At 72.8% G+C, this 24,987-nt stretch carries 25 protein-coding genes; 1 reads left to right on the top strand and 24 read right to left on the bottom strand.

What is annotated here, in order from left to right; all coding sequences use genetic code 11:
- From miaA to dapB, 19 genes are all read right to left on the bottom strand, one after another.
- A complete protein-coding gene (gene miaA / locus H508_RS0110925) occupies nt 1-909 on the bottom strand; it encodes a tRNA (adenosine(37)-N6)-dimethylallyltransferase MiaA (RefSeq protein WP_026374081.1) in 909 nt (302 codons plus the stop codon).
- Nucleotides 906-2,390, bottom strand: a complete 1,485-nt coding sequence (miaB, locus tag H508_RS0110920) for a tRNA (N6-isopentenyl adenosine(37)-C2)-methylthiotransferase MiaB (protein ID WP_026374080.1) — start codon at nt 2,388-2,390, stop codon at nt 906-908. The genes miaA and miaB overlap by 4 nt, the downstream gene beginning before the upstream one ends.
- Nucleotides 2,391-2,427: 37 nt before the next feature.
- Entirely contained in the window at nt 2,428-2,871 is a 444-nt protein-coding gene (locus tag H508_RS0110915; protein WP_026374079.1) for a hypothetical protein, read from the bottom strand.
- A gap of 68 nt (nt 2,872-2,939) precedes the next feature.
- The gene (locus H508_RS15985) at nt 2,940-3,593 is read right to left on the bottom strand and encodes a regulatory protein RecX (RefSeq protein WP_051223280.1); all 654 of its coding nucleotides are present in this window, start codon (nt 3,591-3,593) and stop codon (nt 2,940-2,942) included.
- A complete protein-coding gene (recA, locus tag H508_RS0110905; protein ID WP_026374078.1) occupies nt 3,590-4,648 on the bottom strand; it encodes a recombinase RecA in 1,059 nt (352 codons plus the stop codon). Before recA ends, H508_RS15985 begins: the two co-directional genes overlap by 4 nt.
- Nucleotides 4,649-4,806: 158 nt before the next feature.
- On the bottom strand, nt 4,807-5,028 hold the full coding sequence (locus tag H508_RS0110900) for a DUF3046 domain-containing protein (protein WP_026374077.1): 222 nt from the start codon (nt 5,026-5,028) through the stop codon (nt 4,807-4,809).
- Nucleotides 5,029-5,038: 10 nt separating this feature from the next.
- A complete protein-coding gene (locus tag H508_RS0110895; RefSeq protein ID WP_021011796.1) occupies nt 5,039-5,368 on the bottom strand; it encodes a helix-turn-helix domain-containing protein in 330 nt (109 codons plus the stop codon).
- Nucleotides 5,369-5,484: 116 nt separating this feature from the next.
- The gene (locus H508_RS15980) at nt 5,485-6,021 is read right to left on the bottom strand and encodes a CinA family protein (protein WP_084155289.1); all 537 of its coding nucleotides are present in this window, start codon (nt 6,019-6,021) and stop codon (nt 5,485-5,487) included.
- On the bottom strand, nt 6,021-6,620 hold the full coding sequence (pgsA, locus tag H508_RS0110885) for a CDP-diacylglycerol--glycerol-3-phosphate 3-phosphatidyltransferase (RefSeq protein ID WP_026374076.1): 600 nt from the start codon (nt 6,618-6,620) through the stop codon (nt 6,021-6,023). Before pgsA ends, H508_RS15980 begins: the two co-directional genes overlap by 1 nt.
- Before the next feature lie 43 nt (nt 6,621-6,663).
- Nucleotides 6,664-9,486, bottom strand: coding sequence for an FtsK/SpoIIIE family DNA translocase (locus H508_RS0110880; RefSeq protein ID WP_026374075.1), 2,823 nt, complete (start codon nt 9,484-9,486; stop codon nt 6,664-6,666).
- 49 nt (nt 9,487-9,535) lie between these two features.
- A complete protein-coding gene (locus H508_RS0110875; RefSeq protein ID WP_026374074.1) occupies nt 9,536-10,741 on the bottom strand; it encodes an ABC transporter permease in 1,206 nt (401 codons plus the stop codon).
- Nucleotides 10,738-11,445: an ABC transporter ATP-binding protein gene (locus H508_RS15975; protein ID WP_031224426.1), complete on the bottom strand. Its 708-nt coding sequence runs from the start codon at nt 11,443-11,445 to the stop codon at nt 10,738-10,740. Before H508_RS15975 ends, H508_RS0110875 begins: the two co-directional genes overlap by 4 nt.
- Nucleotides 11,446-11,447: 2 nt before the next feature.
- On the bottom strand, nt 11,448-12,626 hold the full coding sequence (locus H508_RS15970; protein ID WP_051223278.1) for an efflux RND transporter periplasmic adaptor subunit: 1,179 nt from the start codon (nt 12,624-12,626) through the stop codon (nt 11,448-11,450).
- Between the two features lie 113 nt (nt 12,627-12,739).
- Nucleotides 12,740-14,413, bottom strand: a complete 1,674-nt coding sequence (locus H508_RS0110860) for a ribonuclease J (protein WP_021011789.1) — start codon at nt 14,411-14,413, stop codon at nt 12,740-12,742.
- 103 nt (nt 14,414-14,516) lie between these two features.
- Nucleotides 14,517-15,488: a 4-hydroxy-tetrahydrodipicolinate synthase gene (gene dapA / locus H508_RS0110855; protein WP_035254761.1), complete on the bottom strand. Its 972-nt coding sequence runs from the start codon at nt 15,486-15,488 to the stop codon at nt 14,517-14,519.
- Entirely contained in the window at nt 15,485-16,012 is a 528-nt protein-coding gene (locus H508_RS15965) for a dihydrofolate reductase (protein ID WP_035254895.1), read from the bottom strand. Before H508_RS15965 ends, dapA begins: the two co-directional genes overlap by 4 nt.
- A 9-nt stretch (nt 16,013-16,021) precedes the next feature.
- On the bottom strand, nt 16,022-16,837 hold the full coding sequence (locus H508_RS0110845; RefSeq protein WP_026374072.1) for a thymidylate synthase: 816 nt from the start codon (nt 16,835-16,837) through the stop codon (nt 16,022-16,024).
- Nucleotides 16,834-17,313, bottom strand: coding sequence for a hypothetical protein (locus tag H508_RS0110840; RefSeq protein WP_245569510.1), 480 nt, complete (start codon nt 17,311-17,313; stop codon nt 16,834-16,836). The genes H508_RS0110845 and H508_RS0110840 overlap by 4 nt, the downstream gene beginning before the upstream one ends.
- A complete protein-coding gene (gene dapB, locus H508_RS0110835; RefSeq protein WP_026374070.1) occupies nt 17,310-18,014 on the bottom strand; it encodes a 4-hydroxy-tetrahydrodipicolinate reductase in 705 nt (234 codons plus the stop codon). Before dapB ends, H508_RS0110840 begins: the two co-directional genes overlap by 4 nt.
- A gap of 65 nt (nt 18,015-18,079) precedes the next feature.
- Between dapB and H508_RS15960 the strand changes: the two genes are divergently transcribed.
- Complete coding sequence (locus H508_RS15960; protein WP_245569509.1) at nt 18,080-18,553, top strand: GNAT family N-acetyltransferase; 474 nt, start codon at nt 18,080-18,082, stop codon at nt 18,551-18,553.
- A 138-nt stretch (nt 18,554-18,691) separates the two neighbouring features.
- Here the strand turns inward: H508_RS15960 and H508_RS0110825 are convergent, their stop codons facing one another.
- The 5 genes from H508_RS0110825 to H508_RS15950 form a co-directional block, all read right to left on the bottom strand.
- Nucleotides 18,692-19,294 (bottom strand): histidine phosphatase family protein, encoded by a 603-nt coding sequence (locus H508_RS0110825; RefSeq protein ID WP_026374069.1) that lies wholly within the window; start codon nt 19,292-19,294, stop codon nt 18,692-18,694.
- A 67-nt stretch (nt 19,295-19,361) separates the two neighbouring features.
- Nucleotides 19,362-20,735, bottom strand: a complete 1,374-nt coding sequence (locus H508_RS15955; protein ID WP_021011781.1) for a M16 family metallopeptidase — start codon at nt 20,733-20,735, stop codon at nt 19,362-19,364.
- 74 nt (nt 20,736-20,809) lie between these two features.
- The gene (locus H508_RS0110815) at nt 20,810-23,101 is read right to left on the bottom strand and encodes a polyribonucleotide nucleotidyltransferase (protein ID WP_026374068.1); all 2,292 of its coding nucleotides are present in this window, start codon (nt 23,099-23,101) and stop codon (nt 20,810-20,812) included.
- A 268-nt stretch (nt 23,102-23,369) separates the two neighbouring features.
- Nucleotides 23,370-23,639: a 30S ribosomal protein S15 gene (rpsO, locus tag H508_RS0110810; protein ID WP_021011779.1), complete on the bottom strand. Its 270-nt coding sequence runs from the start codon at nt 23,637-23,639 to the stop codon at nt 23,370-23,372.
- Nucleotides 23,640-23,736: 97 nt separating this feature from the next.
- Nucleotides 23,737-24,987: a PrsW family intramembrane metalloprotease gene (locus H508_RS15950; RefSeq protein WP_051223274.1), complete on the bottom strand. Its 1,251-nt coding sequence runs from the start codon at nt 24,985-24,987 to the stop codon at nt 23,737-23,739.

Below are 24,987 nucleotides of genomic sequence, written 5' to 3'. Positions count from 1 at the left end.
TCATCCCCCCAGGCTAGCGACCGCGCGCTGTGCGAGCTCGGCCGCGTCTGCGGACGGCGCGGCCGGGTAGCGCTGGAACCACGACACCTGTCGACGCGCGTAGCGGCGGGTGAGTGCCTGCGTGCGCTCGATGGCCTCGACCGCCGTGATCCGGCCGTCGAGCTGGTCGAGGGCCTGGCGGTAGCCGATCGCCTGCTGGGCGGTCGTGCCGCGCTCGATGCCTGCCTCCCGGAGCGCTCGCGCCTCGTCGACGATGCCGAGCCGCCACATCCCGAGCACCCGTTCGTCGAGCCGCGCGACGAGCTCGGCCCGGTCGACGCGCTCGTGCTGGATGATCGTTGGCCGCGCGAGCGAGCGCTCGTCGGGCAGGCCGACGCGGAACGGCTCGCCCGTGAGCGTCACCGCTTCGAGCGCGCGCACGAGCCGGCGGCCGTTGTGCGGCCCGATGGCCTCGGCGGCCGCCGGGTCGAGCGCGCGCAGGCGCTCGTGCATCGCCGCGGCACCCGCGGCCTCGAGCTCCGCCTCGAGCCGTGCTCGGAGCTCGGCGTCGGTCGCCGGGAACTCGAAGGCGTAGAGCACGCTCGAGGCGTACAGCCCGCTGCCGCCCACGAGGATCGGCACGGCGCCGCGGGCCTCGATGCCGGCGATGACGCGCGCCGCCTCGTCGCGGTAGGCGGCGACGGCGGCGTCCTGCCATGGCTCGAGCACGTCGAGCAGGTGGTGCGGGTGCACTCGTCGCTCCTCGGCGGTCGCCTTCGCGGTGCCGATGTCCATCCCGCGGTAGAGCTGCATCGCGTCGCAGTTGACGATCTCGGCGCGGGCGCCGAGCGCGACCACCGCGTCGGCGATCGCGAGCGACCTCGCCGTCTTGCCGGTGCCGGTGGCGCCGACGACGGCGATGAGGGTCACGTGCCGATGCGCAGCGTCGGCAGGCCGAGGGAGACCGGGCGACCCGTCCCAGCGCCGGCGCCCACGGTCGTCGGCACGCCGCACGAGTCGGCCTGGCTGCGATCCCACGCGTCCCCGGCGCGCGTGCGGCGCACGGCGATCGGCCCCTCGTCGGCGAGCAGGTGGAACGGCGCGGCGTGCGTGATGCGCGCGGTGACGATGTCGCCAGGGCGCGGCGATCCGGCACCGGGCGCGAAGTGCACGAGCCGGTTGTCCTCGGCGCGGCCCGAGAGGCGATGCGTCTCCGCATCCTTCTTGCCCTCGCCGACCGAGACGAGCACGTCGACCGTGCGGCCGACCTGCGCGCGGTTCTCCTCGAACGAGATGCGGTCCTGCAGCGTGACGAGCCGCTCGAAGCGCTCCTGCACGACGTCTTTCGGCACCTGGTCGGGCATCGTCGCCGCGGGCGTGCCGGGGCGGATGGAGTACTGGAACGTGAAGGCGGAGGCGAAGCGCGAGGCCTCGACGACGCGCATGGTCTCCTCGAAGTCCTCGTCGGTCTCGCCCGGGAAGCCGACGATGATGTCGGTCGTGATGGCGGCGTGCGGGATGCGCTCGCGCACGCGGTCGAGGATGCCGAGGAAGCGCGCGGAGCGGTAGGAGCGCCGCATGGCGCGCAGCACGCGGTCGGAGCCCGACTGCAGCGGCATGTGCAGCTGCGGCATGACGGCCTCGGTCTCGGCCATCGCGTCGATGACGTCGTCGGTGAAGGCGGCGGGGTGCGGGCTCGTGAAGCGGATGCGCTCGAGGCCGTCGATCTCGCCCGCGGCGCGCAGCAGCTTGCCGAACGCGAGCCGGTCGCCGAACTCGACGCCGTAGGAGTTGACGTTCTGGCCGAGCAGCGTCACCTCGAGCGCGCCGTCGTCGACGAGCGCCTGCACCTCGGCGAGGATCTCGCCAGGGCGCCGGTCGCGCTCCTTGCCGCGCAGCGACGGCACGATGCAGAACGTGCACGTGTTGTTGCAGCCGACCGAGATCGAGACCCACCCCGCGTAGGTGGACTCGCGCTTGGTCGGGAGGGTCGAGGGGAAGACCTCGAGCGCCTCGAGGATCTCGACCTCGGCCTCGCCGTTGTGCCGGCTCCGCTCGAGCAGGGTCGGGAGCGAGCCGATGTTGTGGGTGCCGAAGACGACGTCGACCCACGGTGCGCGATCGACGATCGTGGCGCGGTCCTTCTGCGCGAGGCAGCCGCCCACGGCGATCTGGAACCCGGGGCGCTCGCGCTTCGTCTTCGCGAGGTGCCCGAGGTGGCCGTAGAGCTTCTGGTCGGCGTTCTCGCGCACCGCGCACGTGTTGATGACGATGACGTCGGGGCGGCCGTCGACGGCCTCGGCGTACCCGGCCTCCTCGAGCGAGCCGCGGAGGCGCTCGGAGTCGTGCACGTTCATCTGGCACCCGAAGGTCTTCACCTCGTAGGTGCGCAGCGCGGAGGTCGTGGACATGCCCTCCAGCGTACCGAGCGGCGGCCGCCCCGACGCGTCAGTCCTGCGTGGCGGTGAGGGTGTAGCTCTCGCCGTTCGTGCCCTCGCCCGAGAGGTCCATCTGGCCATCCGTGGCGCTGCCGGTGACCGTCAGGTCGAACGCGCCCTCCTCGAGCCCAGTGATGGTGACGGTGAGGTCGGAGGAGTCGCCCTCCCAGACGTCCTGCGGGGAGTCGTACTGCTGATCGGTGTCGCCCCACTGCGTGATGTCGACGGTGCCGTCGGCGTTGAGCGTGAAGCCGAAGGGCGCGACGACGCCGTCGATGCCACCGGTCCAGGAGGTGCCCTCGAGGCCATCGGCTGCGGAGCTGCCCGAGCCGTTCCCGCTGTCGGTGCCCGTGTCGTTGCCAGGCGCGGCGGGCGGCATCTGGATGCAACCGGTGAGGGCGAGGAGGGAAGCAGCGGCGAGCGCGGGGACGGCGATGAGCTTGGTGGTCTTCATGCCCTCAACCTATCGCTCAGCCATGAGCCGCATCCTGTGGCCGGGCCCGGGAGCGGCCCGGCCGAGCGTCAGCGGAACCGCGGCCCGCGCGGGCGGGAGCGCTCGATGGCGATGCGGACCGCGCCGCCGCTGAACCCGCGCCGCTGGAGCCAGCCGGCGAGCCGCCGCTCTGCGGTCTCGTCGTCGAGCGCGCCCATGCGGCGGCGCCGGTCGGCGGCGGCATCGATCGCGCGCTGGAGCTCGTCGTCGCGGTCCGGCTCGTCGAGCACGGCCGGGTCGAGACCGCGCTGGCGCAGCGCCGCGGCGATGCCGCGCTCGCCGAGCTGCTTGCGCTCGCGGAGCCGCTCGGCCTCGTCGCGCGCGAGCTGCTCGTCGTCGAGGTAGCGCTCCTCGACGAGCCGGTCGAGCACCGCGGCGCGCACGTCGGGCCCGACATCGCGCTTCGCGAGGGCGCGATCGAGCTCGAATCGACTCGCTCCGCGCCGGCCGAGCGCTCGCAGCGCGATCGAGCGCGCCGCCTCCTCGTCGATCGGCTCGAGCGGCGCCCCCTCGTCATCCCGCTCGGCGCCTCGGCCGCGCGAGCCGACGCCGGAGCGCCCGCGCGTGCCGCTCCGCGGCGCGCCGGGCTCGGGCGCCTCGGGCTGGTCGCCGGTGCGCTCGTCGCGTCCGGCGATCCAGCTCGAGAGCTCGGTGACCCCGGCGAGCCGGTCGGGCTCGCTCACGCGCCCTGGCGCTCCTGCCGGCGGGCGTCGAGCGACTCGACGCCCGCTTCGGGCGCGGCGGCGCCGATGCCGAGCTTGCCGAGGATCTGCCGCTCGATCGCGCCGGCGATGTCGGGGTTGTCGAGAAGGAACTGGCGTGCCTTCTCCTTGCCCTGGCCGAGCTGGTCGCCGTCGTAGGTGTACCAGGCGCCGGACTTCCGCACGATGCCGTGCTCGACGCCGAAGTCGATGAGGCTGCCCTCGCGGGAGATGCCGACGCCGTAGAGGATGTCGAACTCGGCCTGCTTGAAGGGCGGCGCCATCTTGTTCTTCACGACCTTGACGCGCGTGCGGTTGCCGACCGCGTCGGCGCCGTCCTTGAGCGTCTCGATGCGGCGGATGTCGAGGCGCACGGAGGCGTAGAACTTGAGCGCCTTGCCGCCCGCGGTCGTCTCGGGGCTGCCGAAGAAGACGCCGATCTTCTCGCGCAGCTGGTTGATGAAGATCATCGTCGTGCCGGTCTGGTTGAGACCGCCCGTGAGCTTGCGGAGCGCCTGGGACATGAGGCGGGCCTGGAGGCCGACGTGGCTGTCGCCCATCTCGCCCTCGATCTCGGCGCGCGGCACGAGGGCCGCGACGGAGTCGATGACGATGATGTCGATCGAGCCGGAGCGGATGAGCATGTCGGCGATCTCGAGCGCCTGCTCACCGGTGTCGGGCTGCGAGACGAGCAGCGAGTCGATGTCGACGCCGAGCTTCTTGGCGTACTCGGGGTCGAGCGCGTGCTCGGCGTCGATGAACGCCGCGATGCCGCCGTTGCGCTGGGCGTTGGCGATCGCGTGGAGCGTGAGCGTCGTCTTGCCCGACGACTCGGGGCCGTAGATCTCGATGATGCGGCCGCGGGGCAGCCCGCCGATGCCGAGCGCGGCGTCGAGCGCGATCGAGCCGGTCGGGATGACCTCGACGGGCGCGCGCTCCTCGCTGCCGAGGCGCATGACGGATCCCTTGCCGAACTGCCGGTCGATCTGCGCGAGCGCCGCCTCGAGCGACTTGTCGCGGTCTGCGGGTGTGGGCATGTGCTTGCCTTCCGTGTCGGTGATGGCGCTCACGCTACGTCGGGCCGCTGACATGCGTGCGGCCCCGGGCCCGGCCTGTGGACAGTCCCGTCGAGCACGACCAGCCTACGGGCGGATCGAACGGATCTTCGAACGATCCGGCGGCGTGTCGCGACGCGTCAGCGACGCGCTTCGCGCACCCCGCGGCCGTGGCGGCGGGAGACCGGCACGTCCTTCGCGTCGCAGATCGCCTGCCACACTTGCCGCGGCGGCACGCCCTCGGCGAGCGCGACCGCGCCGGTGCGCCCGCCGAGGCTCGAGAGCGTCGTGTCCTCCATCAGCACGGCTCCGAGCGAGCCGAACTCCTCCTCGAGCGCGAGCTGCAGCTCGCTCGCCCGCATCCGCAGGCTCTCAGCGCACCGCGGAGTCGAACTCCGCGACGAGGTCGTCGGGCAGCGTGTCGGGCACGCTCGCGCCGATGCGGTCGAGCTCGTGGTAGCCGAGGCCCTCGAGCACCGCGAGGCGGTCGCCCACCTCGTGCAGCACGCTCGAGAGCGGCACGTCGAGCGCTTCGGCGACCGACGCGAGGATCTCGCTCGAGGCCTCCTTCTGGCCGCGCTCGACCTCGCTGAGGTATCCGAGGGCGACGGAGGCGCGGGAGGCGACCTGGCGCAGGGTGCGGCCCTGGCGCAGGCGCACGTCGCGCAGCACGTCGCCGATCTCCTGTCGAACCAGCACCATGGTCTCCCCCTTCACCGTGGATGCATCATGCTAGCCGCAGCCTGCCTGCGACCCGCTCGATGCCTACGACCTGTGACAACGCAAGGCTCCCACCGCGCATTCCGAGCCAGCACTCCTCATCCCTTGGATTCGCTGTGCATCACGAGGTCGGTGCGCTCGAGCGCGGCGTCGAGCTCGCGCAGCGCCGCGAGCAGCGCCGCCTCCCGCACCTGCTCGCGCTCGCCCGGCTCGAAGTGCGAGGAGGCGTGCGAGACGAGCCCGTCGACCGTCTCGAGCTCGATCCCGATGTGGAACTCCCCCGGCGCGTGGTCGTCCTGCGCGCCGGGACCCGCGACGCCCGTCGTCGCGACGCCGATCGTGCAGGCGCTCCGGTCGAGCGCGGCGAGATGGCGCACGCCGCGCGCCATCCAGATCGCGACGTCGGGGTCGACGGGTCCGCGCTCCTCGAGCAGGTCGGTCGGCACGTGCAGCACCTGCTCCTTCATCTCGGTCGCGTACGCGACGACGCCGAGCCGCAGCACGCCCGACGCGCCGGGCGTCCGCACGAGCGTCTCGGCGACGAGGCCGCCCGTGAGCGATTCCGCGACCGCGATCGAGATCCCCCGCGCCGCGGCTCGCGCGACGATCCTGCCCGACAGCTCCATCGCATCCATCACCGGCTCCTCCACGTCTGCCACACGAACTCCAGTCCCGAGTAGATGGTGAGGGCGACCGCGATCGTCATCGTGACGACGCACGCCCACACGCCCCAGTCGCCGACCCACGCCTGCAGCGGCAGCAGCGCGAGCGGCAGCGCGATCGCCTGCGCCATGGTCTTGGCCTTGCCGGCCCAGTCGGCGGCGATCACGGTGCGGCTCGAGACGACGAGCCGGTAGAGCGTGATGCCCCACTCGCGCACGAGCACGACGATCGTGATCCACCACGGCAGCTCGCCGAGCACCGAGAGCACGACGAAGGCGCTCGAGGTGATCGCCTTGTCGGCGATCGGGTCGATGAGCTTGCCGAAGTCGGTCACGAGCCCGCGGCCCCGAGCGATGCGCCCGTCGACGAAGTCGGTCGCGATGAGCACGGTGAAGAGCACCGCCGCGAGCGTGCGGGCGAGGCCCGGCTCGGGGTTCGAGAGCGCGACGACGACGAAGACCGGGGTGAGCAGGATGCGCACGACCGAGATGAGGTTCGGCACGCTCGCGACGCTCGCGGGCTCATCGCCCCTGCGCCACACGCGCCCGCGCCACGGGCTCAGGATCGGCATGCTGCGAGGCTACCCGGCGCGCCTGGAGGTGCGCCTCGGCGGCTCAGTCGCGCCCGGTGAGCGACCACGCGTCGTCGTCGCCGCCCTCAGCCTCGACCACCTCGAGCCCGTCGCGGTTCGCCTCGTCGAAGGAGTCGCTGTAGCGGTCGTCGGTCTCGACCCACGCGCCCTCGTCGTCGTCGGATGCGTCGGGCTCGGCGGGCGCGCTCGGCGCGGGCCGCTCGTCGGCCGCGGGCGCCGCGGCCGCGGGCGACGAGCCGGCGGCGGGCGCCGGTCCCTCGCCGCGGAGCGACGCCAGCACGGCCGCGAGCCCCTCCGGCGGCACGAGCACGTCGCGCGCCTTCGACCCCTCCGAGGGCCCGACGATCTCGCGCGACTCCATGAGGTCCATGAGCCGGCCGGCCTTCGCGAAGCCGACGCGGAGCTTGCGCTGCAGCATCGAGGTCGAGCCGAACTGGGTCGAGATGACGAGCTCGGCCGCGGCGCACAGGTCTTCGAGGTCGTCGCCGATGTCGGCGTCGATCTCGCGCTTCTGCGCGGTCTCCTCGACGTCGTCGCGGTACTCGGGGCGGGCCTGGCCCGTCACGTGCTGCACGACGCGCTGGATCTCGGCCTCGTCGACCCACGCGCCCTGCACGCGCATCGCCTTGTTGGCTCCCATCGGCAGGAAGAGCCCGTCGCCCTGGCCGATGAGCTTGTCGGCGCCCGGCTGGTCGAGGATGACGCGCGAGTCGGTGACGCTCGAGACGGCGAACGCGAAGCGGCTCGGCACGTTGGCCTTGATGAGGCCCGTGACGACGTCGACCGACGGCCGCTGGGTCGCGAGCACGAGGTGGATGCCCGCGGCGCGCGCGAGCTGGGTGATGCGCACGATCGAGTCCTCGACGTCGCGCGGGGCGACCATCATGAGGTCGGCGAGCTCGTCGACGACGACGAGCAGGTACGGGTAGGGCTTGAGCGTGCGCTGGCTGCCGGCGGGCAGCACGATCTCGTCGGCGCGCACGGCCTTGTTGAAGTCGTCGATGTGCTTGTAGCCGAACGACGCGAGGTCGTCGTACCGCATGTCCATCTCCTTCACGACCCACTGCAGCGCCTCGGCGGCCTTCTTGGGGTTCGTGATGATGGGGGTGATGAGGTGCGGCACCCCCTGGTAGGCGGTGAGCTCGACGCGCTTCGGGTCGACGAGCACCATGCGCACCTCGGCGGGCGTCGCCCGCATGAGCAGGCTCGTGATCATCGAGTTGACGAACGACGACTTGCCCGAGCCGGTCGAGCCGGCCACGAGCAGGTGGGGCATCTTCGCGAGGTTCGCGACGACGTAGCCGCCCTCGACGTCCTTGCCGATGCCGATCGTCATCGGGTGCTTCGAGTCGGCCGCCGCGCGCGAGCGCAGCACGTCGCCGAGCTTGACCGTCTCGCGGTCGGGGTTCGGGATCTCGATGCCGATCGCGGACTTGCCGGGGATGGGCGAGAGGATGCGCACCTCGTTCGAGGCGACGGCGTAGGAGATGTTCTTCGACAGCGCCGTCACGCGCTCGACCTTGACGCCCGGTGCGACCTCGATCTCGTAGCGCGTGACGGTCGGGCCGCGCGAGAAGCCGGTGACCTTCGCGTCGACGTTGAACGAGCCGAGCACCTGGGTGATCGCGGCGACGATCTCGTCGTTCGCCGCCGAGCGCGCCTTGGGCGGGTCTCCCTGCGCGAGCGAGGCGATGGACGGCAGCCGGTAGGGGCGCTGGGCGACGGCGGGGGCCGCGGCGGCGGGCTCGGCCGGCGCGTCGACCGCGACCTCGCCCGTGTGCTTCCGCATGGCCGCCTCGGCCTGCTCGAGCGACTCGAGCACCGCGGTCGCGTACTCCTCGTGCTCGTCGTCGGCGACCTCCGGCAGCGGCTCGGGGGTCGTGGCGGGCACGGCGACCGCCGCGGCGTCGACGCGCGTCGTCGGCTGCTCTCGGTCGATCATGACGGGGGTGTCGTAGGCGGGGTCGACCTCGCGGCCGGTCGCGTTGCGGCGCCAGAACGGCAGCGATCCGGTGTCGCCCTCGATCGGCTCCTCCTCGGCCGCCTCGGCGGCCTCGGCCTTCGCGAGCTCCTTGGCCTCGCGGCGGGCGCGGCGGGCCTCCTCGCGCTCCTCAGGGGTGCCGGTCTCGACGCCGAAGAGGTAGCCGTAGAGGTCGGCGAGCCGCTCGGGGATGCGGGTCGGCGGCGTGCGGGTGATGATGAGCACCGCGAGCGCGGCGACGAGGCCGCACACGATGCCCGCGCCGATCGGGGTGAGGAGCGCGGCGAGCGGCGCGGCGGCGACCCAGCCGAGGATCCCGCCCGCGTCGGCGAGCGCGGGCATGCCGAGCGACGCATCCGGCATGCCCAGCACGACGTGGCACAGGCCCGCGACGAAGATCAGCAGCAGCGCGATGCCCACGCCGACGCGGCCGTTGTCGCTCACCGAGGCCGGGTGGCGGAACATCCACAGCGCGAGGAGCACGAAGACGACCGGGAGCGCGATCGCGACCTGGCCGAACAGCCCGCCCCACGTGTAGGCGGAGATGGCCTGCGCGACCTGGTTCGCGGGCAGGATCCACTCGACGACGGCGCCGAGCACCGCGAGGATCGTCAGCAGGAAGGGCACGCCGTCGCGGCGCTCCTCCTTCGCGAGCGACTCGCGCCCGAAGACGCGCGCCGCGCCGCCCGTCGCGTGCGCGAGGCCCATCCACGCGCGCTGCGCGAGGCCGGGGCCGTCGTCCTCGAACACCGGCTGGGCCTTCGGCTGCCGGGTCGCGCGCTGCACCTTCGTCGTCGCGGAGGTCGACGTGCCGGTCGAGCGCCCGCGCGGGGACGGCTTGGTCGACTTGGTGCTCGTGGCCATGGCCGACACCCTAGATGCCGGCGCCCACGAGCGGCCGGAGGCGCTCCGCTCAGAAGCGGATGGCCTCGATCACCTTCGAGCGGACGGCGATCGTCGCGGGCACGCTGCCGGCGAGCGCGCCGACGGCAGCCGCGACGATGAGCCCGGTCACGGCGGCCGACATCGGGAAGCCGGGCAGCACCATGCCGCCGATGCCCTGGGTGAGCGCGTCCTGCACGATCGGCAGCCGGTAGGCGAAGATGCACAGCGCGATGCCGATCGTGCCGGCGACGACCGTGCCGACGACCGACTCGAGCATGACGGCGACGAAGATGCGGGAGCGTGACGCTCCGAAGGCGCGGCGGATGCCCAGCTCGCGCACGCGCTGCCGGATCGAGACGACGGCGACGGTCACGAGCCCGAGCGCGCCGAGCAGCAGGATGACGACGGCGGTGCCGACGAGCGTGAGCTGCAGCGGCAGCAGCGGATCGTAGCCCTCGAACGCCTGCCAGTCGCTGCGGTTACCGTCGACCATCGCGCCCGGGAGCGCGCCGCGCAGGTCCTGGCGCAGCATCCGCAGCCCCTCGTCAGCCGCCTCCGCGGGGACCCACGCCTCGAGGGAGAGGGAGGAGTGCATCGCGGACGGATCGTCCCCGGCGATGCGCAGCACGTCGCGCGGCAGCATCCACGCCTGCGGCCACTCGTCGCCGAGGCCGCGGTCGACGAGGCCGACGACGACGGCCGTCGTGCCGCCGAGCTCGATCGTGCGGTGCGCGTCGAGCCCGCCGCCGCCGAGCAGCTCGAGCGTGCCGCGGTTCACGACGACTGCGGGCGCGAGCCGCGCGCGGTCGCTCTCGTTGAGGAAGCGCCCATCGGCGACGCGGAGGTGCCGCATGACGGCGAAGTCGGGGTCGACCGCCTCGATCTGCACCGATGCGCCCGCGCCGCCGAGCGCGAGGCCCGTGCTCATGCGCGCGCTCGCGTAGTCGATGCGGTAGCGGTCGACGGCCGTCTCGATCGCGTCGAGCGCGGCGACGGGGTCGCCCGGCGTGCCGTCGGCCGACGACGTCTCGACCCACAGGCTGATGGTCGCGGCCCGGCCGCCGTTGGCCTCCATCGACGAGACGAGCGTCGATCGGGCGAGGTCGCCGACGGCGACGGATGCGGTGAGCGCGGCGATCGCGACCGTCACGCCAATGAGGCTCATGAGCACGCGGCCGCGGTGGATGCGCAGCTCGGTCCACGCGTCCTGGATCGCGGCGACGACGTCGGTCACGAGAGCGCTCCCGCCGCGCTCGGCTCGAGCGCGCGGAGCCGCCCGTCGGCGAGCCGCAGCACGCGCCGCGCGCGGGCCGCGACGGCGAGGTCGTGCGTGATGGTGACGAGCGCGGCGCCGGCCTCGGTCGCGACCTCGTCGAGCAGGTCCATCGTGCGCGAGCCCGTCTCGATGTCGAGCGCGCCCGTCGGCTCGTCGGCGAGGATGAGCCGCGGCCGGCGCACGAGCGCCCTGGCGATCGCGACGCGCTGCTGCTCGCCGCCCGAGAGGTTCGTCGCCCTCGTGTCGAGCCGGTGCCCGAGCCCCACGCGGTGCAGCATCTCGCGCGCGAGGTGGGCGCGCTGCCAGTAGCGGCGGCCCGCGCCGTAGTGGAGCGGCACGGCGACGTTCTCGGCCGCCGTGAGCCCCTCGATGAGGTTGAACTGCTGGAAGACGAAGCCGACGCTCGCGCCCCGCAGCCGATCGCGAGCGCGGGCGCCCATGAGCGCGACCGGCTCGCCGTCGAGCTCGACGGCCCCGGTCGTCGGCTGGTCGACGAGTCCGAGGATGTTGAGCAGCGTCGACTTCCCCGAGCCCGAGCGGCCGACGATCGAGACGCGGTCCCCCGGCGCGACGTCGAGGTCGATGCCGCGCAGGATCTGCAGGGCCGGGCCGTCGATCGTCGCGAACTGGCGGGTCACGCCGCGCAGGCGCAGGAGCGGCACCATCAGAACCCGCACAGCATGGGATCGGCCGTCATCGGGTCGGCGCACGGGTCGGCGGCGCCCGGCACGAACTGCAGCACGGCATCCCCCTCCGAGAGCCCCGCGCGCACCTCGACCATGCGGCCGTCGCTCAGCCCGAGCTCGACCGGCACCTCCTCCGGCGCGCCGTCGGCGCCGGGCCGGTACGCGATGCCGGTCTCGGCGCTCCCGAGCACGGCGGTCGTCGGCAGCAGCAGCACGTCGCTCGCCGAGCCGGCGCTCAGCTCGACCTTCGCGGCGAGGCCGACGAAGACGCGCACGTCGCCCGGCACCGCGCACGTGAGGGTCGCGCTCGCGCCCGTCGTGATCTGCTCGCCCACCGGCTGGGCGATCGCGACCGCGCCGCACTCGAAGGGCGCCGGACCGCCGTCGATCGTGACGGTCGCCGACTCGGGCTGCGTCGTCAGCCGGTACTGCTCGGCAGCGCCGAGGCTCGCGCGCACGACGTGCTCGGGCGGCTGCACCGCGCCGGTCTCCCCCGCGACGTCGACGCTCTGGCCGACGAGCACGGCGAAGCCCGTGAGGGTGCCGGCGGCGGGCGCGACGATGCTGTGCACGCGCGCGGTGGGCGGCGGCACGGTGCCGTCCGCCGCGGGCGCGCCCTGCGTCTCGACGCGCACGGTGTAGAGCACGTCGCCCTCGGCGACCTGCGCGCCGTCGGCGGCGCTCACGCGCGCGACGGTGCCCGCGTGGGTCGAGCGCACCGGCACCGCCTCGACCGGCACGATCATGCCCTCGATCGAGACGGCGTTCTCGACCGAGCCGCGCTCGACGGTCGCGAGCGGCTCCTCGAACGCGGCGCCGGGCACGAGGCCGTCCTCGGCGCTCACCGCCTCGACGTCGGGGAAGAACGCGAGCTTCACGAGCGCGATCGCGATCGCCGCGCCCACGGCGAGCTTGAGCACGGGCAGCACCCACGTGCGCCACGCGCCGGGCCCGCGCGCGGCGCGCTCGGCCTTCCGCAGCCGCGAGCGCTCGAGCTGCTCGAGCTTCGCCTGCCGCTTCGCGGCCGCGCGCGCCTCGCGCGGCGGGGCCTGGCGGTGCGCCGACTGCTCGGCGTGCAGCGGCGCCGGGACGGCGGCCGCTCCCCCTGCCTCGACGACGGGCGGCTCGACGGGGGCGGTGTGGTCCTGCTCGGGCACGGCGGCGTCCTCTCGGGCGGGGCGGCGCGCATCCGTTGCGTGCCCTCGCTCGTCACGCTAGAGCACGCGAGCGCGCTCGCCCCTCCCCCGCGAGGATGATCTCGACGTGTCGGCTACGCCTCGATGACGACCGGCACGATCATCGGGCGGCGGCGGATGCGCGTGCCCACCCAGCGGCCCACCGTGCGGCGGACGACCTGCTGGTACTGGTGCTGGTCGCGCACGCCCTGCTCGCCCGCCTCGGCGAGCGCCTTCACGATCTTCGGGCGGATGTCGTCGAAGACCTTGTCGTCCTCGGCGAAGCCGCGCGCGTGGATCTCGGGGCCGACGATCACCTTGCCGGTCTGCGGCTCGACCGCGACGAAGATCGAGATGAAGCCCTCCTCGGCGAGGATGCGGCGGTCCTTGAGGTCGGCCTCGTCGATGCGGCCGACGGACGAGCCGTCGACGTAGACGAAGCCGATCTCGAGCTGGCCCGCGACCGTCACCTCGCCGTCCGCGAGGTCCCACACGGTGCCGTTCTCGCCGACGAACGCGCGCTCGCGCGGCACGCCCGTGTCGATCGCGAGCGAGGCCGCGGCGTGCAGGTGGCGGTACTCGCCGTGCACCGGCACGACGTTCCGCGGCTTGAGGATGTTGTAGCAGTAGAGCAGCTCGCCCGCCGAGGCGTGGCCCGAGACGTGCACCTTCGCCGAGCCCTTGTGCACGACCTTCGCGCCGAGCTGCATGAGCCCGTTGATGACGCGGAAGACGGCGTTCTCGTTGCCGGGGATGAGGCTCGAGGCGAGGATGACGGTGTCGCCCTCGCCGACCTCGATGCGGTGCTCGCCGTTGACGATGCGGCTGAGCACCGCCATCGGCTCGCCCTGCGAGCCGGTCGACATGAAGACGACCTGCTCGCGCGGCATGTTCTCGGCCTCCTTCTGGCTCACCACGACGCCGTCGGGCACCTTGAGGTAGCCGAGCTCGGCCGCGATGCCCATGTTGCGCACCATCGAGCGGCCGACGAAGGCGACCTTGCGGCCGTTCTCGTGCGCCGCGTCGAGCACTTGCTGCACGCGGTGCACGTGGCTCGAGAAGGAGGCGACGACGACGAGCCCGGAGGTCTTCGCGATCACCTGCGAGATGACGGGGCCGATCTCGCGCTCGGGAGCCGTGAACCCGGGGACGTCGGCGTTCGTGGAGTCGACCAGGAACGCATCCACGCCCTCCTCGCCGAGCCGCGCGAACGCGCGGAGGTCGGTGATGCGGTCGTCGAGCGGAAGCTGGTCCATCTTGAAGTCGCCCGTGTGGAGCACGAGGCCCGCGCTCGTGCGGATCGCGACGGCGAGCGCGTCGGGGATGGAGTGGTTGACCGCGACGAACTCGGTCTCGAACGGGCCGAGCTGCTCGACCTGGCCCTCCTTCACCGTGTGGGTGAAGGGGCGGATGCGGTGCTCCTTGAGCTTCGCCTCGACGAGCGCGAGCGTGAGCTGCGAGCCGAGCAGGGGGATGTCGGCCTTGAGCCGCAGGAGGTAGGGCACGGCGCCGATGTGGTCCTCGTGGCCGTGCGTGAGCACGACGGCGACGACGTCGTCGAGGCGATCGCGGATCGGACCGAAGTCGGGCAGCACGAGGTCGACGCCGGGCTGGTGCTCCTCGGGGAAGAGCACGCCGCAGTCGACGATGAGCAGCTTGCCGTCCTGCTCGTACACCGTCATGTTGCGGCCGACCTCGCCGAGGCCGCCGAGCGGGAAGAAGCGGAGGGTGCCCGCCGCGAGCGCGGGGGGCTGGGTGATGGCCGTCAATGGGCCTCCTTCATATGCGGCTCGCACGGGGCGAGCGGATGTGGGGTGCGCGCTCCTCGCGCGCGGGAAGATCTGGGGTGGATGCGACCACGGGCTCTCGCGCTCAGCGCGTCGTGCCGTGCACCTTCGGCAGGGCGCCGCCCGCGGCGGCGTTGCGGTCGGGGCGGAAGCGGCTCAGGTCGAGCCCGTCGACGCCCGCGACGAGCGCGAGCTCGTCCTCGATGAGGGCCGCCTCGGCGTCCTCGGGACCCACGAGCGGCAGGCGCACGCGCGGGCTGCCGATGCGGCCGAGGCCGTGCAGGATGTACTTCGTCGAGACGGTGCCGGGCACGTGCGTCATCGTCGCGCGGACGAGCGGCTCGAGCGCCTGGTGCTGCGCCATCGCGGTGCGGAGGTCGCCCGCGTTCACCGCGTCGACCATCGTCCGGTAGGGCTTCGGTGCGATGTTCGCCGTGACGCCGATGAGGCCGGCGGCGCCGATCGCGAGGTGCGGGAGCACGTTCGCGTCGTCGCCGGAGAAATAGAGCAGGTCGGTCTGGTTGAGCACGCGGCTCACCTCGGCGAAGTCGCCCTTGGCGTCCTTCACGGCGAGGATGTTCGGGTGCTTCGCGGCGCGCAGGAGCGTCTCGTAGCGGATCGGGATGCCCGAGCGGCCCGGGATGTCGTAGAGGATCACCGGCAGGTCGGTCGCGTCGGCGATGAGCCGGAAGTGCGTCAGCACGCCAGCCTGCGTCGGCTTGTTGTAGTACGGCGTGACGATCATGACGCCGTCGGCGCCGGCCCGCTCCGCCTGGCGGTAGAGGTCGATCGCGTGCGCGGTCTCGTTCGAGCCGCCGCCCTGGATGACCTTCGCGCGGTCGCCCGCGACCGCCTTCGCGACCTCGACGAGCCGGATCTTCTCCGGGTCGGTGAGCGTCGACGTCTCGCCGGTCGTGCCGGAGACGACGATGCCGTCGGCGCCGTGCGTCACGACGTCGTCGATGAGCCGCTCGACGTCGTCCCAGGCGACCTCGCCGTCGGCCGAGAACGGCGTCACGAGCGCGACGAGCACCTGGCCGAAGGGATTGGGGTTCACTCGACCAGGCTACCGTGCCGCTCGCGCGGCCTCTCCGCCCGTCGCTCGAGGGTGCGATACGCGAATCGCAGCCCGGTGCGGCTCGCGTGCCATCCCTCGGCCGGGTCGCGCATCACCACGCGCCACGACGCATCCGGCACGGGCGCCGTCGTGTCGCCGCTCGCGTCGAGCTCGATGTCGGTGATCTCGAGCCGGTCGGCGCGCGTCATCGCGTCGCGGTAGACGCGACCGCCGCCGACGATCCACACCTCGTCGTCGATCGCGAGCGCCGCGGCGAGCGCCTCGTCGAGGCTCGAGACGACGCGGGCGCCGGGTGCGACGAAGTCGTCGCTCGAGGTGATGACGATGTTCTCGCGCCCCGGCAGGGGCCGGTAGCGCGGCGGGAACGACTCCCAGGTGCGCCGGCCCATGACGACCGGGTGGCCCATCGTGATCGCCTTGAAGCGCGCCATGTCCTCGGGGAGCGACCACGGCATGTCCCCCGCGTCGCCGATCACGCCGCCGCGGGCCTGGGCCCAGATCATGCCGATCATCTAGACCGCGACCGGCGCCTTGATGCCCGGGTGGTGCCGGTAGTCGACGACCTGGAAGTCGTCGAGCTCGTAGTCGAGGATGCCCTCGGGCCGTCGGCGGATGCGCAGCGTCGGGAGCGGGTACGGCTCGCGGGAGAGCTGCCGCTCGACCTGCTCGACGTGGTTGTCGTAGACGTGGCAGTCGCCGCCGGTCCAGATGAAGTCGCCCACCTCGAGACCCGTCTGCTGCGCGATCATGTGCGTCAGGAGCGCGTAGCTCGCGATGTTGAACGGCACCCCGAGGAACATGTCGGCCGAGCGCTGGTAGAGCTGGCACGAGAGCCGGCCGTCGGTGACGTCGAACTGGAAGAGCGCGTGGCACGGGGCGAGCGCCATGTCGGGGATGTCGGCGGGGTTCCACGCCGACACGATGTGCCGGCGCGAGTCGGGGTTCGAGCGGATCGACTCGACGACCTGCGCGATCTGGTCGATCGTGCCGCCGTCTCGCGCCGGCCACGAGCGCCACTGCACCCCGTAGACCGGGCCGAGCTCCCCATCCGCGTCCGCCCACTCGTCCCAGATCGTGACGCCGCGCTCCTGCAGCCAGCGCACGTTCGACTCGCCGCGCAGGAACCACAGCAGCTCGAGCGCGAGCGACTTGAAGTGCACGCGCTTCGTGGTGATGAGCGGGAACCCCTCGGCGAGGTCGAAGCGCAGCTGCCGGCCGAACACCGACCGGGTGCCGGTGCCGGTGCGATCGCCCTTGTGCCGCCCGTTCGCCATCACGTCGGCGAGCAGCTCCTCGTAGGGGTGCGCGGTCACGGTGCCTCCACTCATGGTGCCTCCTGGGGTGCCGTCCTGCGGAGCGAGAGCGCCGTGCGCGCCGCCATGCGCGCGCGCCGACGGTCGCGCGCCGCGTCGTAGGCCATCGACAGCCGCAGCCACGACTGCCACGACTCGGGGTGCGCCTCGACGTCGGCCTTCGCGACCGGGAACGCGCCCTCGGCGGCCTCCCGGTCGGCGCGGCCCGAGGGCGTGCCGGGCAGGGGCTGCGGCATGCCGCCCGCGGCCGCGAGCTCGCGCACGGCGCGGTCGAGCTGGACGCCGAAGACGACCTCGCGCGCGAGCGCCCACGCGCCGATGAGGAAGAAGACGATGAGCGCGACGCCGACGGCGATCGCGAGCGGCTGCCCGGTCGCGATGAACTGCACGGCGCGGCTGCCGGCGAGCACGACGTAGAGCGCGAGCACGGCCGCCATCGCGAGGGCGAAGCCCTTCCGCGCGCTCGAGCGCGCCGCGGGCCGGTCGGTCACGAGAGCCCCAGCAGGTCGCCGATGCCGACCGTCACGCCCGGCTGCGCCTCGGCGCGGAGCGCGAGCAGGATGCCGGCGGCGTACGAGTCGCTCGACGTCGTGTCGTGGCGGATCGTCAGCGTCTCCCCCGTACCGCCGAAGATGACCTCCTGGCGCGCGACGACACCGGGCAGCCGCAGCGCGTGCACCGGCACGCCCGCGATCACGGTGCCGCGGCCCGGCTCGTCGGGGGTCGCGGGCGCGAAGCCGCGCACGGCGCCGATCGCCTCTGCGGTGCGCGTCGCGGTGCCGCTCGGCGCGTCGCGCTTGCGGTCGTGGTGCGCCTCGACGACCTCGACGGCGGTGAAGTGGCGCGCGGCGATCGTCGCGAGGTGCGTCTCGAGCACGCTCCCGAGCGAGAAGTTGGGGACGATGCGGATGCGCTCGGCGCCTCGGGCGCGGAGCGCCTCGATGCGCTCCTCCGTCCAGCCGCTCGTCGCGACGACGACGGGCACGCTCGCGTCGAGCGCGGCGTCGACGAGCTGCTGGCTCGCGCCCAGCACGGTCGCGTCGAAGACGACGTCGATCCCGTCGAGCTCGAGCCCTTCGCGCACGTCGAGCTCGACCGGCTCGAGGTCGCCGGCGTCGCGCACGAGCCGCAGCGCGAGCGATCCGAGCCTGCCGGTCGCGCCCGCGATCCCGATGCGCCTCGTCGATGCCATGCCCTCCAGCCTACGGCTCGGGCGATGGCCGCAGCGCGCTCGCCGCGCGCCCGTACAGTGGACCGGTGCACGCCGACATCCGCCTCGAGGACCCCGCGTCCGAGCTCGCCCAGTCGCTCCTGCAGGCCTACTTCGCCGATCGCGCGATCACGTTCGTCGGCGGCGCCTACACGCCGAAGCCCGCCGACCCGGCGACGCTCCGCGCGCCCGAGGGCGCGTTCCTCGTCGCGTGGGACGGCGACCGGGCGATCGGATGCGGTGCCCTGCGTCGGCTGAGCCCGTCGCGCTTCGAGGTCAAGCACCTCTACGTCGCCCCGGCCGGCCGCGGCCGCGGCACCGGCGCCGCGCTGCTCCAGGCGCTCGAGGCGCGCGCGGTCGAGCTCGGCGCGAGCGAGGTCGTGCTCGACACGAACGCGGCCCTCGGGCCGGCGAACCGCCTCTACGTGACGCGCGGCTACGAGTCGATCCCCGCCTACAACGACAACCCGAACGCGACGACCTGGTTCCGCAAGGCGGTTGTCGCCCCACAGGCCGGCTGAGCCGGTCCGCGCGCGTGAGCGCGCTGACCGTGTCGAAGCCGACTGCTGCGCGGCGAGGCTTCGACACGCTGTGCGCCTTCGGCGCGCAGCGGCTCAGCCAGCGGAGAGAGCGCGGACCGGCTCAGCCAGCGGTGGCGGCTAGTACGGCTGCGGGATCGGGAGGCCCGTGCGGTCCTCGGGCGGCAGGTGGCCGAGGTCGTTGTGCACGAGCAGCTGCGGCGGCTTGCCGGTGCGGCGGCGGATGATCGTGAGCCCGCAGTTCGCCTGGTTGAGCGCCATCCACTGCCAGTTCGGCGACTGCATGACCTCGCGCACGAACCAGCCGATGACGAAGTTGTGGGTGACGAGCAGCTCGTTGACGTCGCCGCGCGACGGGCGCAGCCACTGCGCCATCGCATCCTGCATCTGCGCCGAGCCCGCCTCGACCTCCGCGGGCCGGACGGCCTTGAGGAAGCCGTGGAAGCCGACGGGCGTGTCCTCCTCGAGCCCCGAGGGGATGCAGTCGAGCAGGAGCGCCGACTTCTCGAACTCCACCGCCGGCAGCCGCTCCTGCATGATCGCGGCCGTCTCGGTCGCGCGTTGCAGCGGCGACGTCCACGCCTGGTCGAAGACGACGCCCGACAGCCGCTGCGCGATCGCGTGCGCCTGCCGCACCCCCCGGCCCGAGAGCCGGCCGTCCTCGACGCCGTGCTCCGCGTCGAGCTGCTCTCCGTGCCGGACGAGGTAGAGCAGGTGCGCCATGGGGTCCTTCCGCGGGCGCAGCGTCGCGCCCAGGTCGTGCGCGGGCGCGCTGGAGCGCCCTTCGTGATCAGCGGGCGGTGGGGTCCGCCACTCCCACCGTAGCGCCATCGGGGGACACGACGAGCCGCTCGAGCCCTTCCGGAGCCTGTCCGACCGCCGAGATCGAGCGCGGTCCGCCGGCGAGCTCGGCGGCGAGCGCACGCACGTCGGCGTCGGTCACGCGCTCGATGCGCTCGAGCGTCGCGTCGATGTCGAGGAACTCGCCGAGCGTGAGCTCCGCGCGGCCGAGCCGCGACATCCGCGTGTCGGTGTCCTCGAGCGCGAGCGCCGAGCCGCCGGCGAGCTGGCCCTTCGCGCGGCGCAGCTCGTCGTCGCTCGCGCCGTCGGCGAGCCGCTCGAGCTCGCCCACCATGAGCGAGGCGACCTCGAGCGTCTTCCGGGGCGCGCACGCCGCGGCGAGGCCGACGAGCCCAGCGTCGGCGTAGCCCGAGGCGAACGAGTAGACGGAGTAGGCGAGGCCGCGCTTCTCGCGGATCTCCTGGAACAGTCGCGACGACATCCCCGCACCGAGCACCGCGTTGAGCACGGCCATCGTGCTGCGGCGGGGGTCGGATGCGGTGAGCCCGGGCATGCCGATCATGAGGTTGACCTGCTCGAGCGGCCGGGCGACGACCGTGAGCCCGCCGGTGCCGGGCGCGGCGAGCTCGCGGCTGCGGCGCTCGCGCGGCGCGGCTGCGTCGAGCGACCAGCCGTAGCGGGAGAGCGCCTCCTGCAGCTGCTCGACGGCCGTGTCGTGGTCGACGGCGCCGGCGATCGTGACGACGAGGTCGCGCGGGGCGTAGTGCTCGGCGTAGTGCTCGGCGACCCGGTCGCGCGAGACGGCGCGGATCGAGTCGGGCGTGCCGCCGATCGGGCGGCCGAGCGGCGTCTCGGCGCCGTGGACGAGCTCGCTCAGCCGCTCCCCCGCGACGTCCGCGGGGTCGTCGTCGGCCATCGCGAGCTCCTCGAGGATGACCTCGCGCTCGTGCTCGAACTCGTCGGCGTCGAGCAGCGACGACGTGAGCATGTCGGCGAGCACGTCGATCGCCATCGGCAGGTCGACGTCGCGCACCTTCGCGTAGTAGCACGTGTGCTCCTTGGCGGTGAGCGCGTTGTGCTCGCCGCCGACCTCGTCGAACGCGACCGCGATGTCGAAGGCGGAGCGCGAGCGGGTGCCCTTGAAGAGCAGGTGCTCGAGGAAGTGGGTCGAGCCGCGCGCATCGCCCGTCTCGTCGCGCGAGCCCACCGGCACCCAGTACCCGACCGTCGCGCTCAGCGCGCCCGGCATCTGCTCGGTGAGCACGCGCACGCCGCTCGGCAGCACGCTGCGGCGCACGACCGCGCCGCCTGCCGCGGCGACGGCGATCTCGGGGACGTCGAGCGGGAGGGGGACAGCAGGCATCCGGCCAGTCTACGGCCGCGGCATGCGAGAAGCCCCCGCCCCGGCAAGGGGCGAGGGCTTCTCGGGAGCGGTGACTACTCGGCCGAGACCGAGGAGACCGACGAGACGGACGAGTCGGCGTCGTCGCTCTTCGCCGCGACCGGGGCCACGGGCTCCGAGTCGTCGACGACCTCGAGCGAGAGCTTGCCGCGGTCGTCGATCTTGGTGATCTCCACCTGGATCTTCTGGCCGATCGAGACCACGTCGTCGACGTTCTCGATGCGCTTGCCGCCGTTGAGCGCCCGCATGGCGGTCACGTGCAGCAGGCCGTCGCGACCCGGCAGCAGCGAGACGAACGCGCCGAACGACGCGGTCTTCACGACCGTGCCGAGGTAGCGCTCGCCGAGCTCGGGGTTGAGCGGGTTGGCGATCGCGTTGACCGCGGCGCGCGCGGCCTCCGCCGAGGGACCGTCGACCGCGCCGATGTAGACGATGCCGGTGTCCTCGATCGAGATCTGGGCGCCCGTGTCGTCCTGGATCTGGTTGATCGTCTTGCCCTTGGGGCCGATGAGCTCGCCGATCTTGTCGATCGGGATCTGCACGCTGATGACGCGCGGCGCCGTGGGCGCCATCTCGTCGGGAGCGTCGATGGCGGCGCCCAGGACCTCGAGGATCTTCGTGCGCGCCTCCTTCGCCTGCGTGAGCGCGCCGGCCAGCACCGAGGCGGGGATGCCCGAGAGCTTCGTGTCGAGCTGGATCGCGGTGATGAAGTCGGGCGTGCCGGCGACCTTGAAGTCCATGTCGCCGAGCGCGTCCTCGGCGCCGAGGATGTCCGTGAGCGCCGCGTAGCGCGTCTCGCCGTCGACCTCGTCGGTCACGAGGCCCATCGCGATGCCCGCGACGGGCGCCTTGAGCGGCACGCCGGCGTTGAGCAGCGAGAGCGTCGAGGCGCACACCGAGCCCATCGACGTCGAGCCGTTCGAGCCGAGCGCCTCGGAGACCTGGCGGATCGCGTAGGGGAACTCCTCGCGGCTCGGCAGCACGGGCACGATCGCCCGCTCGGCGAGCGCGCCGTGGCCGATCTCGCGGCGCTTCGGGCTGCCGACGCGGCCCGTCTCGCCCGTCGAGTACGGCGGGAAGTTGTAGTTGTGCATGTAGCGCTTGCTCGTCACCGGGCTCAGCGAGTCGATCTGCTGCTCGAGCTTGAGCATGTTCAGCGTCGTGATGCCCATGATCTGCGTCTCGCCGCGCTGGAAGATCGCGGAGCCGTGCACGCGCGGCACGACCGCGACCTCGGCGTCGAGCGGACGGATGTCGGCAGGGCCGCGACCGTCGATGCGGATGCCATCGGTGAGGATGCGTCCGCGGACGACCTCCTTCGTGACCGCCTTGTAGGCGCCCGAGACCTGCGTCGCGATGACGGCCTCGAGCTCGCCGCGCTCGATGCGCTCGTTGATCTGCTGCTTGACCTGCTCCTTGAGCTGGTCGTCGGCCGCCTGGCGCTCGAGCTTGTCGGCGATGCGGTACACCTCCGCGAGGCGCTCGATCGCGAGCTCGCGGACCGCCGCGAGGGCCTCGTCCGAGTACGGCGGGAACAGCGGGTACTGCTGCGTCTCCTTGGCGGCGGTCTTCGCGACCTCCTCCTGGGCGGCGACGAGCTGCTTGATGAACGGCTTCGAGGCCTCGAGGCCCTCGGCGACGACCTCCTCGGTCGGCTTCTGCGCGCCGCCCTCGATGAGGCTCCAGGCGCTGTCGGTCGCCTCGGCCTCGACCATCATGATCGCGACGTCCTCGCTGCCGTCGGCAGCGGTGACGACGCGACCGGCGACGACCATGTTGAACACGGCCTGCTCGAGCTGCGAGTGCTTCGGGAACGCGACCCACTGGCCGTCGATGAGCGCGACGCGCACGCCGCCGATCGGGCCGTCGAACGGCAGGCCGGAGAGCTGCGTCGACATGGATGCGGCGTTGATGGCGAGCACGTCGTAGAGCTCGTCGGGCTCGATCGAGAGCACCGTGATGACGACCTGCACCTCGTTGCGGAGGCCCTCGACGAACGAGGGGCGCAGCGGCCGGTCGATGAGGCGGCACGTGAGGATCGCGTCGGTCGAGGGGCGGCCCTCGCGACGGAAGAACGAGCCGGGGATGCGGCCCGCTGCGTACATGCGCTCCTCGACGTCCACCGTGAGCGGGAAGAAGTCGAACGAGTCCTTGGGGTGCTTCGAGACGCTCGTGGCGCTCAGCAGCATCGTCTCCTCGTCGATGTACGCGACGGCCGAGCCCTGCGCCTGCTGCGCGAGGCGGCCGGTCTCGAAGCGGACGGTGCGGGTTCCGAAGCGGCCGTTGTCGATGACGGCCTCGGCGAATGTGATCTCAGGACCTTCCATGAAGGCCTCTCCTCTCCTGTGCCCTGCGGGGGCACGACATGTCAGTCGTGCGCTTCGCCTTGCGCGGAGTGGTCATCAGTGGAGAGCGTCGAAGGATGCTTCGCCGCCCTCCACCAACGACCAGCTCTGAGCGGGTGCGAATGGGCGCACGACGACCGCGACTCGCGGTCTCGCCAAGGCTACCGCACGCAACCCCCGAACGGCAGGACGCACGACGAAGGGCCGCCCCCGGTGGGGACGGCCCTGTCGTGAAGCGCTCGAAGCCGGACTAGCGGCGGAGGCCCAGTCGCTCGATCAGCGAGCGGTAGCGCTCGATGTCGACGTCCTGGAGGTAGCCGAGCAGGCGACGGCGCTGACCCACGAGCAGCAGCAGGCCACGACGCGAGTGGTGGTCGTGCTTGTGCGTCTTCAGGTGCTCGGTGAGGTCCTTGATGCGGCGCGACAGCATCGCGACCTGCACCTCGGGGCTCCCGGTGTCACCCTCGTGGGTGGCGAACTCCTCGATGATGGACTTCTTGATCTCTGCATTCAGGCCCATGCGGAACCCCTCTCTCCTCGCAGCGCGGTGCCCATGCCCGATGCATGAGCGCTCTGGATCCGCGGCCGGTCAACGGCAACCTCACGATGCTACCAGGTCAGGGGCGCGGCGGTCGAGGCGGCATGGCGCCGTAGCGCTGCACGGGCCCCTGCCCGACGGGCATCCGCTCGCCCGACGCGAGCGGCACCGGTCGGCCGACCGCCGCGCTCGCCATGGTGCGGCGGTGGTGCATGAGGTCGGCGAGCAGCGTCGCCTCGTCCGCGACGAGCCGCGATCGGGCGCGCTCGCGGCCGAGCAGCGCGTGCTGCCGGTGGTTGGCGAGCCGCGTGGCCGTCTGGATGTAGTCCCGCATCGACCTGCGCAGGCCGCGCGAGCGCGCCCACTCCCTGAGCGCCGCGCGGCCCTCGCTCGAGGCGAGCCGGTCGACCTCCTCGCTCGAGAACCAGCCGGCGCGGCCGTAGTCGTCGAGGCGCAGCCTCGTGAGCTTGATCTCCTGCCGCAGCAGCAGCCACACCGCGACCGCCGCGAGCACGCACAGCGGCACCTGCACGACGAGGTAGTAGACGAAGAAGCCCACGGTGCCGCCCGGCACCCACCAGCTCGCGGAGTTCCAGAGCGCGTGGAGCGCCGCGGAGACGAACCAGCCGGCGGGCCCCGCGACGAGGATCCACCAGCGCGAGCGCAGCCGCGCGGCGAAGCCGAGCGCGAGCCCGATGCCGACCGCGGTGAAGATCGCGTGCGTGAGCGGGCTCATGATGCCACGCAGGAAGAAGATGAAGGAGCCGTCGCCGCTCTCGGCGAGCGAGGTGCCGAAGTAGAGGATGTTCTCGGTGAAGGCGAAGCCCGCCGCCGACAGCGCCGCGATCACGACGCCGTCGACCGGGCCGTCGAAGCTGCGCCGGAAGAAGAGGAACATGATCGCGACCGGCACGCCCTTCCACAGCTCCTCCGTCACCGGCGCCTGGATGACCGTCGCGTAGAGCTCGTACTGCTCGGCGGTCCGCAGGAGGGGCGCGACGAGCGGCTCGAGCACGAAGCCGTTGAGCGCGAGGGTCAGCAGCACCGCGGCGATGCCGCCCCACAGCGCAGCGAACCACAGCGCCACGCGCGGCTCGGGCTCCCAGCGGTCGATCGCCAGCACCGCCCACAGCACGAAGCCGAGCGGCACGAGCGCCATGACGCCCGACACCGCGACGAGCAGCGGGCTGCCGATCGCGCCGCCGAGGAACCAGATGACGACGAAGGAGGCGAGCGCGAGCACGCCGATCCCGACCAGGCCGAGCACGAGCCCGGCGCTCGGGCCCTGCTTGCGTCGCAGGGGCGAGAGCGACGACGTGGTGGCGTTCAC

The sequence above is a fragment of the Agrococcus lahaulensis DSM 17612 genome, from assembly GCF_000425105.1.
GTDB lineage: Bacteria > Actinomycetota > Actinomycetes > Actinomycetales > Microbacteriaceae > Agrococcus > Agrococcus lahaulensis.
The sequence above is the reverse complement of the archived record's forward strand: the minus strand, read 5'-3'. Positions and strand labels throughout refer to the sequence as shown.

Bases quoted from the DNA above. Each gene is read 5' to 3' on its own strand.
- recA (WP_026374078.1), bottom strand. From the start codon at position 4,648: ATGCCCACACCCGCAGACCGCGACAAGTCGCTCGAGGCGGCGCTCGCG.
- H508_RS0110845 (WP_026374072.1), bottom strand. From the start codon at position 16,837: ATGAGTGGAGGCACCGTGACCGCGCACCCCTACGAGGAGCTGCTCGCC.
- H508_RS0110915 (WP_026374079.1), bottom strand. From the start codon at position 2,871: ATGAAGACCACCAAGCTCATCGCCGTCCCCGCGCTCGCCGCTGCTTCC.
- H508_RS15955 (WP_021011781.1), bottom strand. From the start codon at position 20,735: ATGCCTGCTGTCCCCCTCCCGCTCGACGTCCCCGAGATCGCCGTCGCC.
- miaB (WP_026374080.1), bottom strand. From the start codon at position 2,390: ATGTCCACGACCTCCGCGCTGCGCACCTACGAGGTGAAGACCTTCGGG.
- rpsO (WP_021011779.1), bottom strand. From the start codon at position 23,639: ATGGGCCTGAATGCAGAGATCAAGAAGTCCATCATCGAGGAGTTCGCC.
- H508_RS0110815 (WP_026374068.1), bottom strand. From the start codon at position 23,101: ATGGAAGGTCCTGAGATCACATTCGCCGAGGCCGTCATCGACAACGGC.
- pgsA (WP_026374076.1), bottom strand. From the start codon at position 6,620: ATGCCGATCCTGAGCCCGTGGCGCGGGCGCGTGTGGCGCAGGGGCGAT.
- H508_RS0110880 (WP_026374075.1), bottom strand. From the start codon at position 9,486: ATGGCCACGAGCACCAAGTCGACCAAGCCGTCCCCGCGCGGGCGCTCG.
- dapB (WP_026374070.1), bottom strand. From the start codon at position 18,014: ATGGCATCGACGAGGCGCATCGGGATCGCGGGCGCGACCGGCAGGCTC.
- H508_RS0110825 (WP_026374069.1), bottom strand. From the start codon at position 19,294: ATGGCGCACCTGCTCTACCTCGTCCGGCACGGAGAGCAGCTCGACGCG.
- H508_RS0110900 (WP_026374077.1), bottom strand. From the start codon at position 5,028: ATGCGGGCGAGCGAGCTGCAGCTCGCGCTCGAGGAGGAGTTCGGCTCG.
- H508_RS0110895 (WP_021011796.1), bottom strand. From the start codon at position 5,368: ATGGTGCTGGTTCGACAGGAGATCGGCGACGTGCTGCGCGACGTGCGC.
- H508_RS15965 (WP_035254895.1), bottom strand. From the start codon at position 16,012: ATGATCTGGGCCCAGGCCCGCGGCGGCGTGATCGGCGACGCGGGGGAC.
- H508_RS15980 (WP_084155289.1), bottom strand. From the start codon at position 6,021: ATGGATGCGATGGAGCTGTCGGGCAGGATCGTCGCGCGAGCCGCGGCG.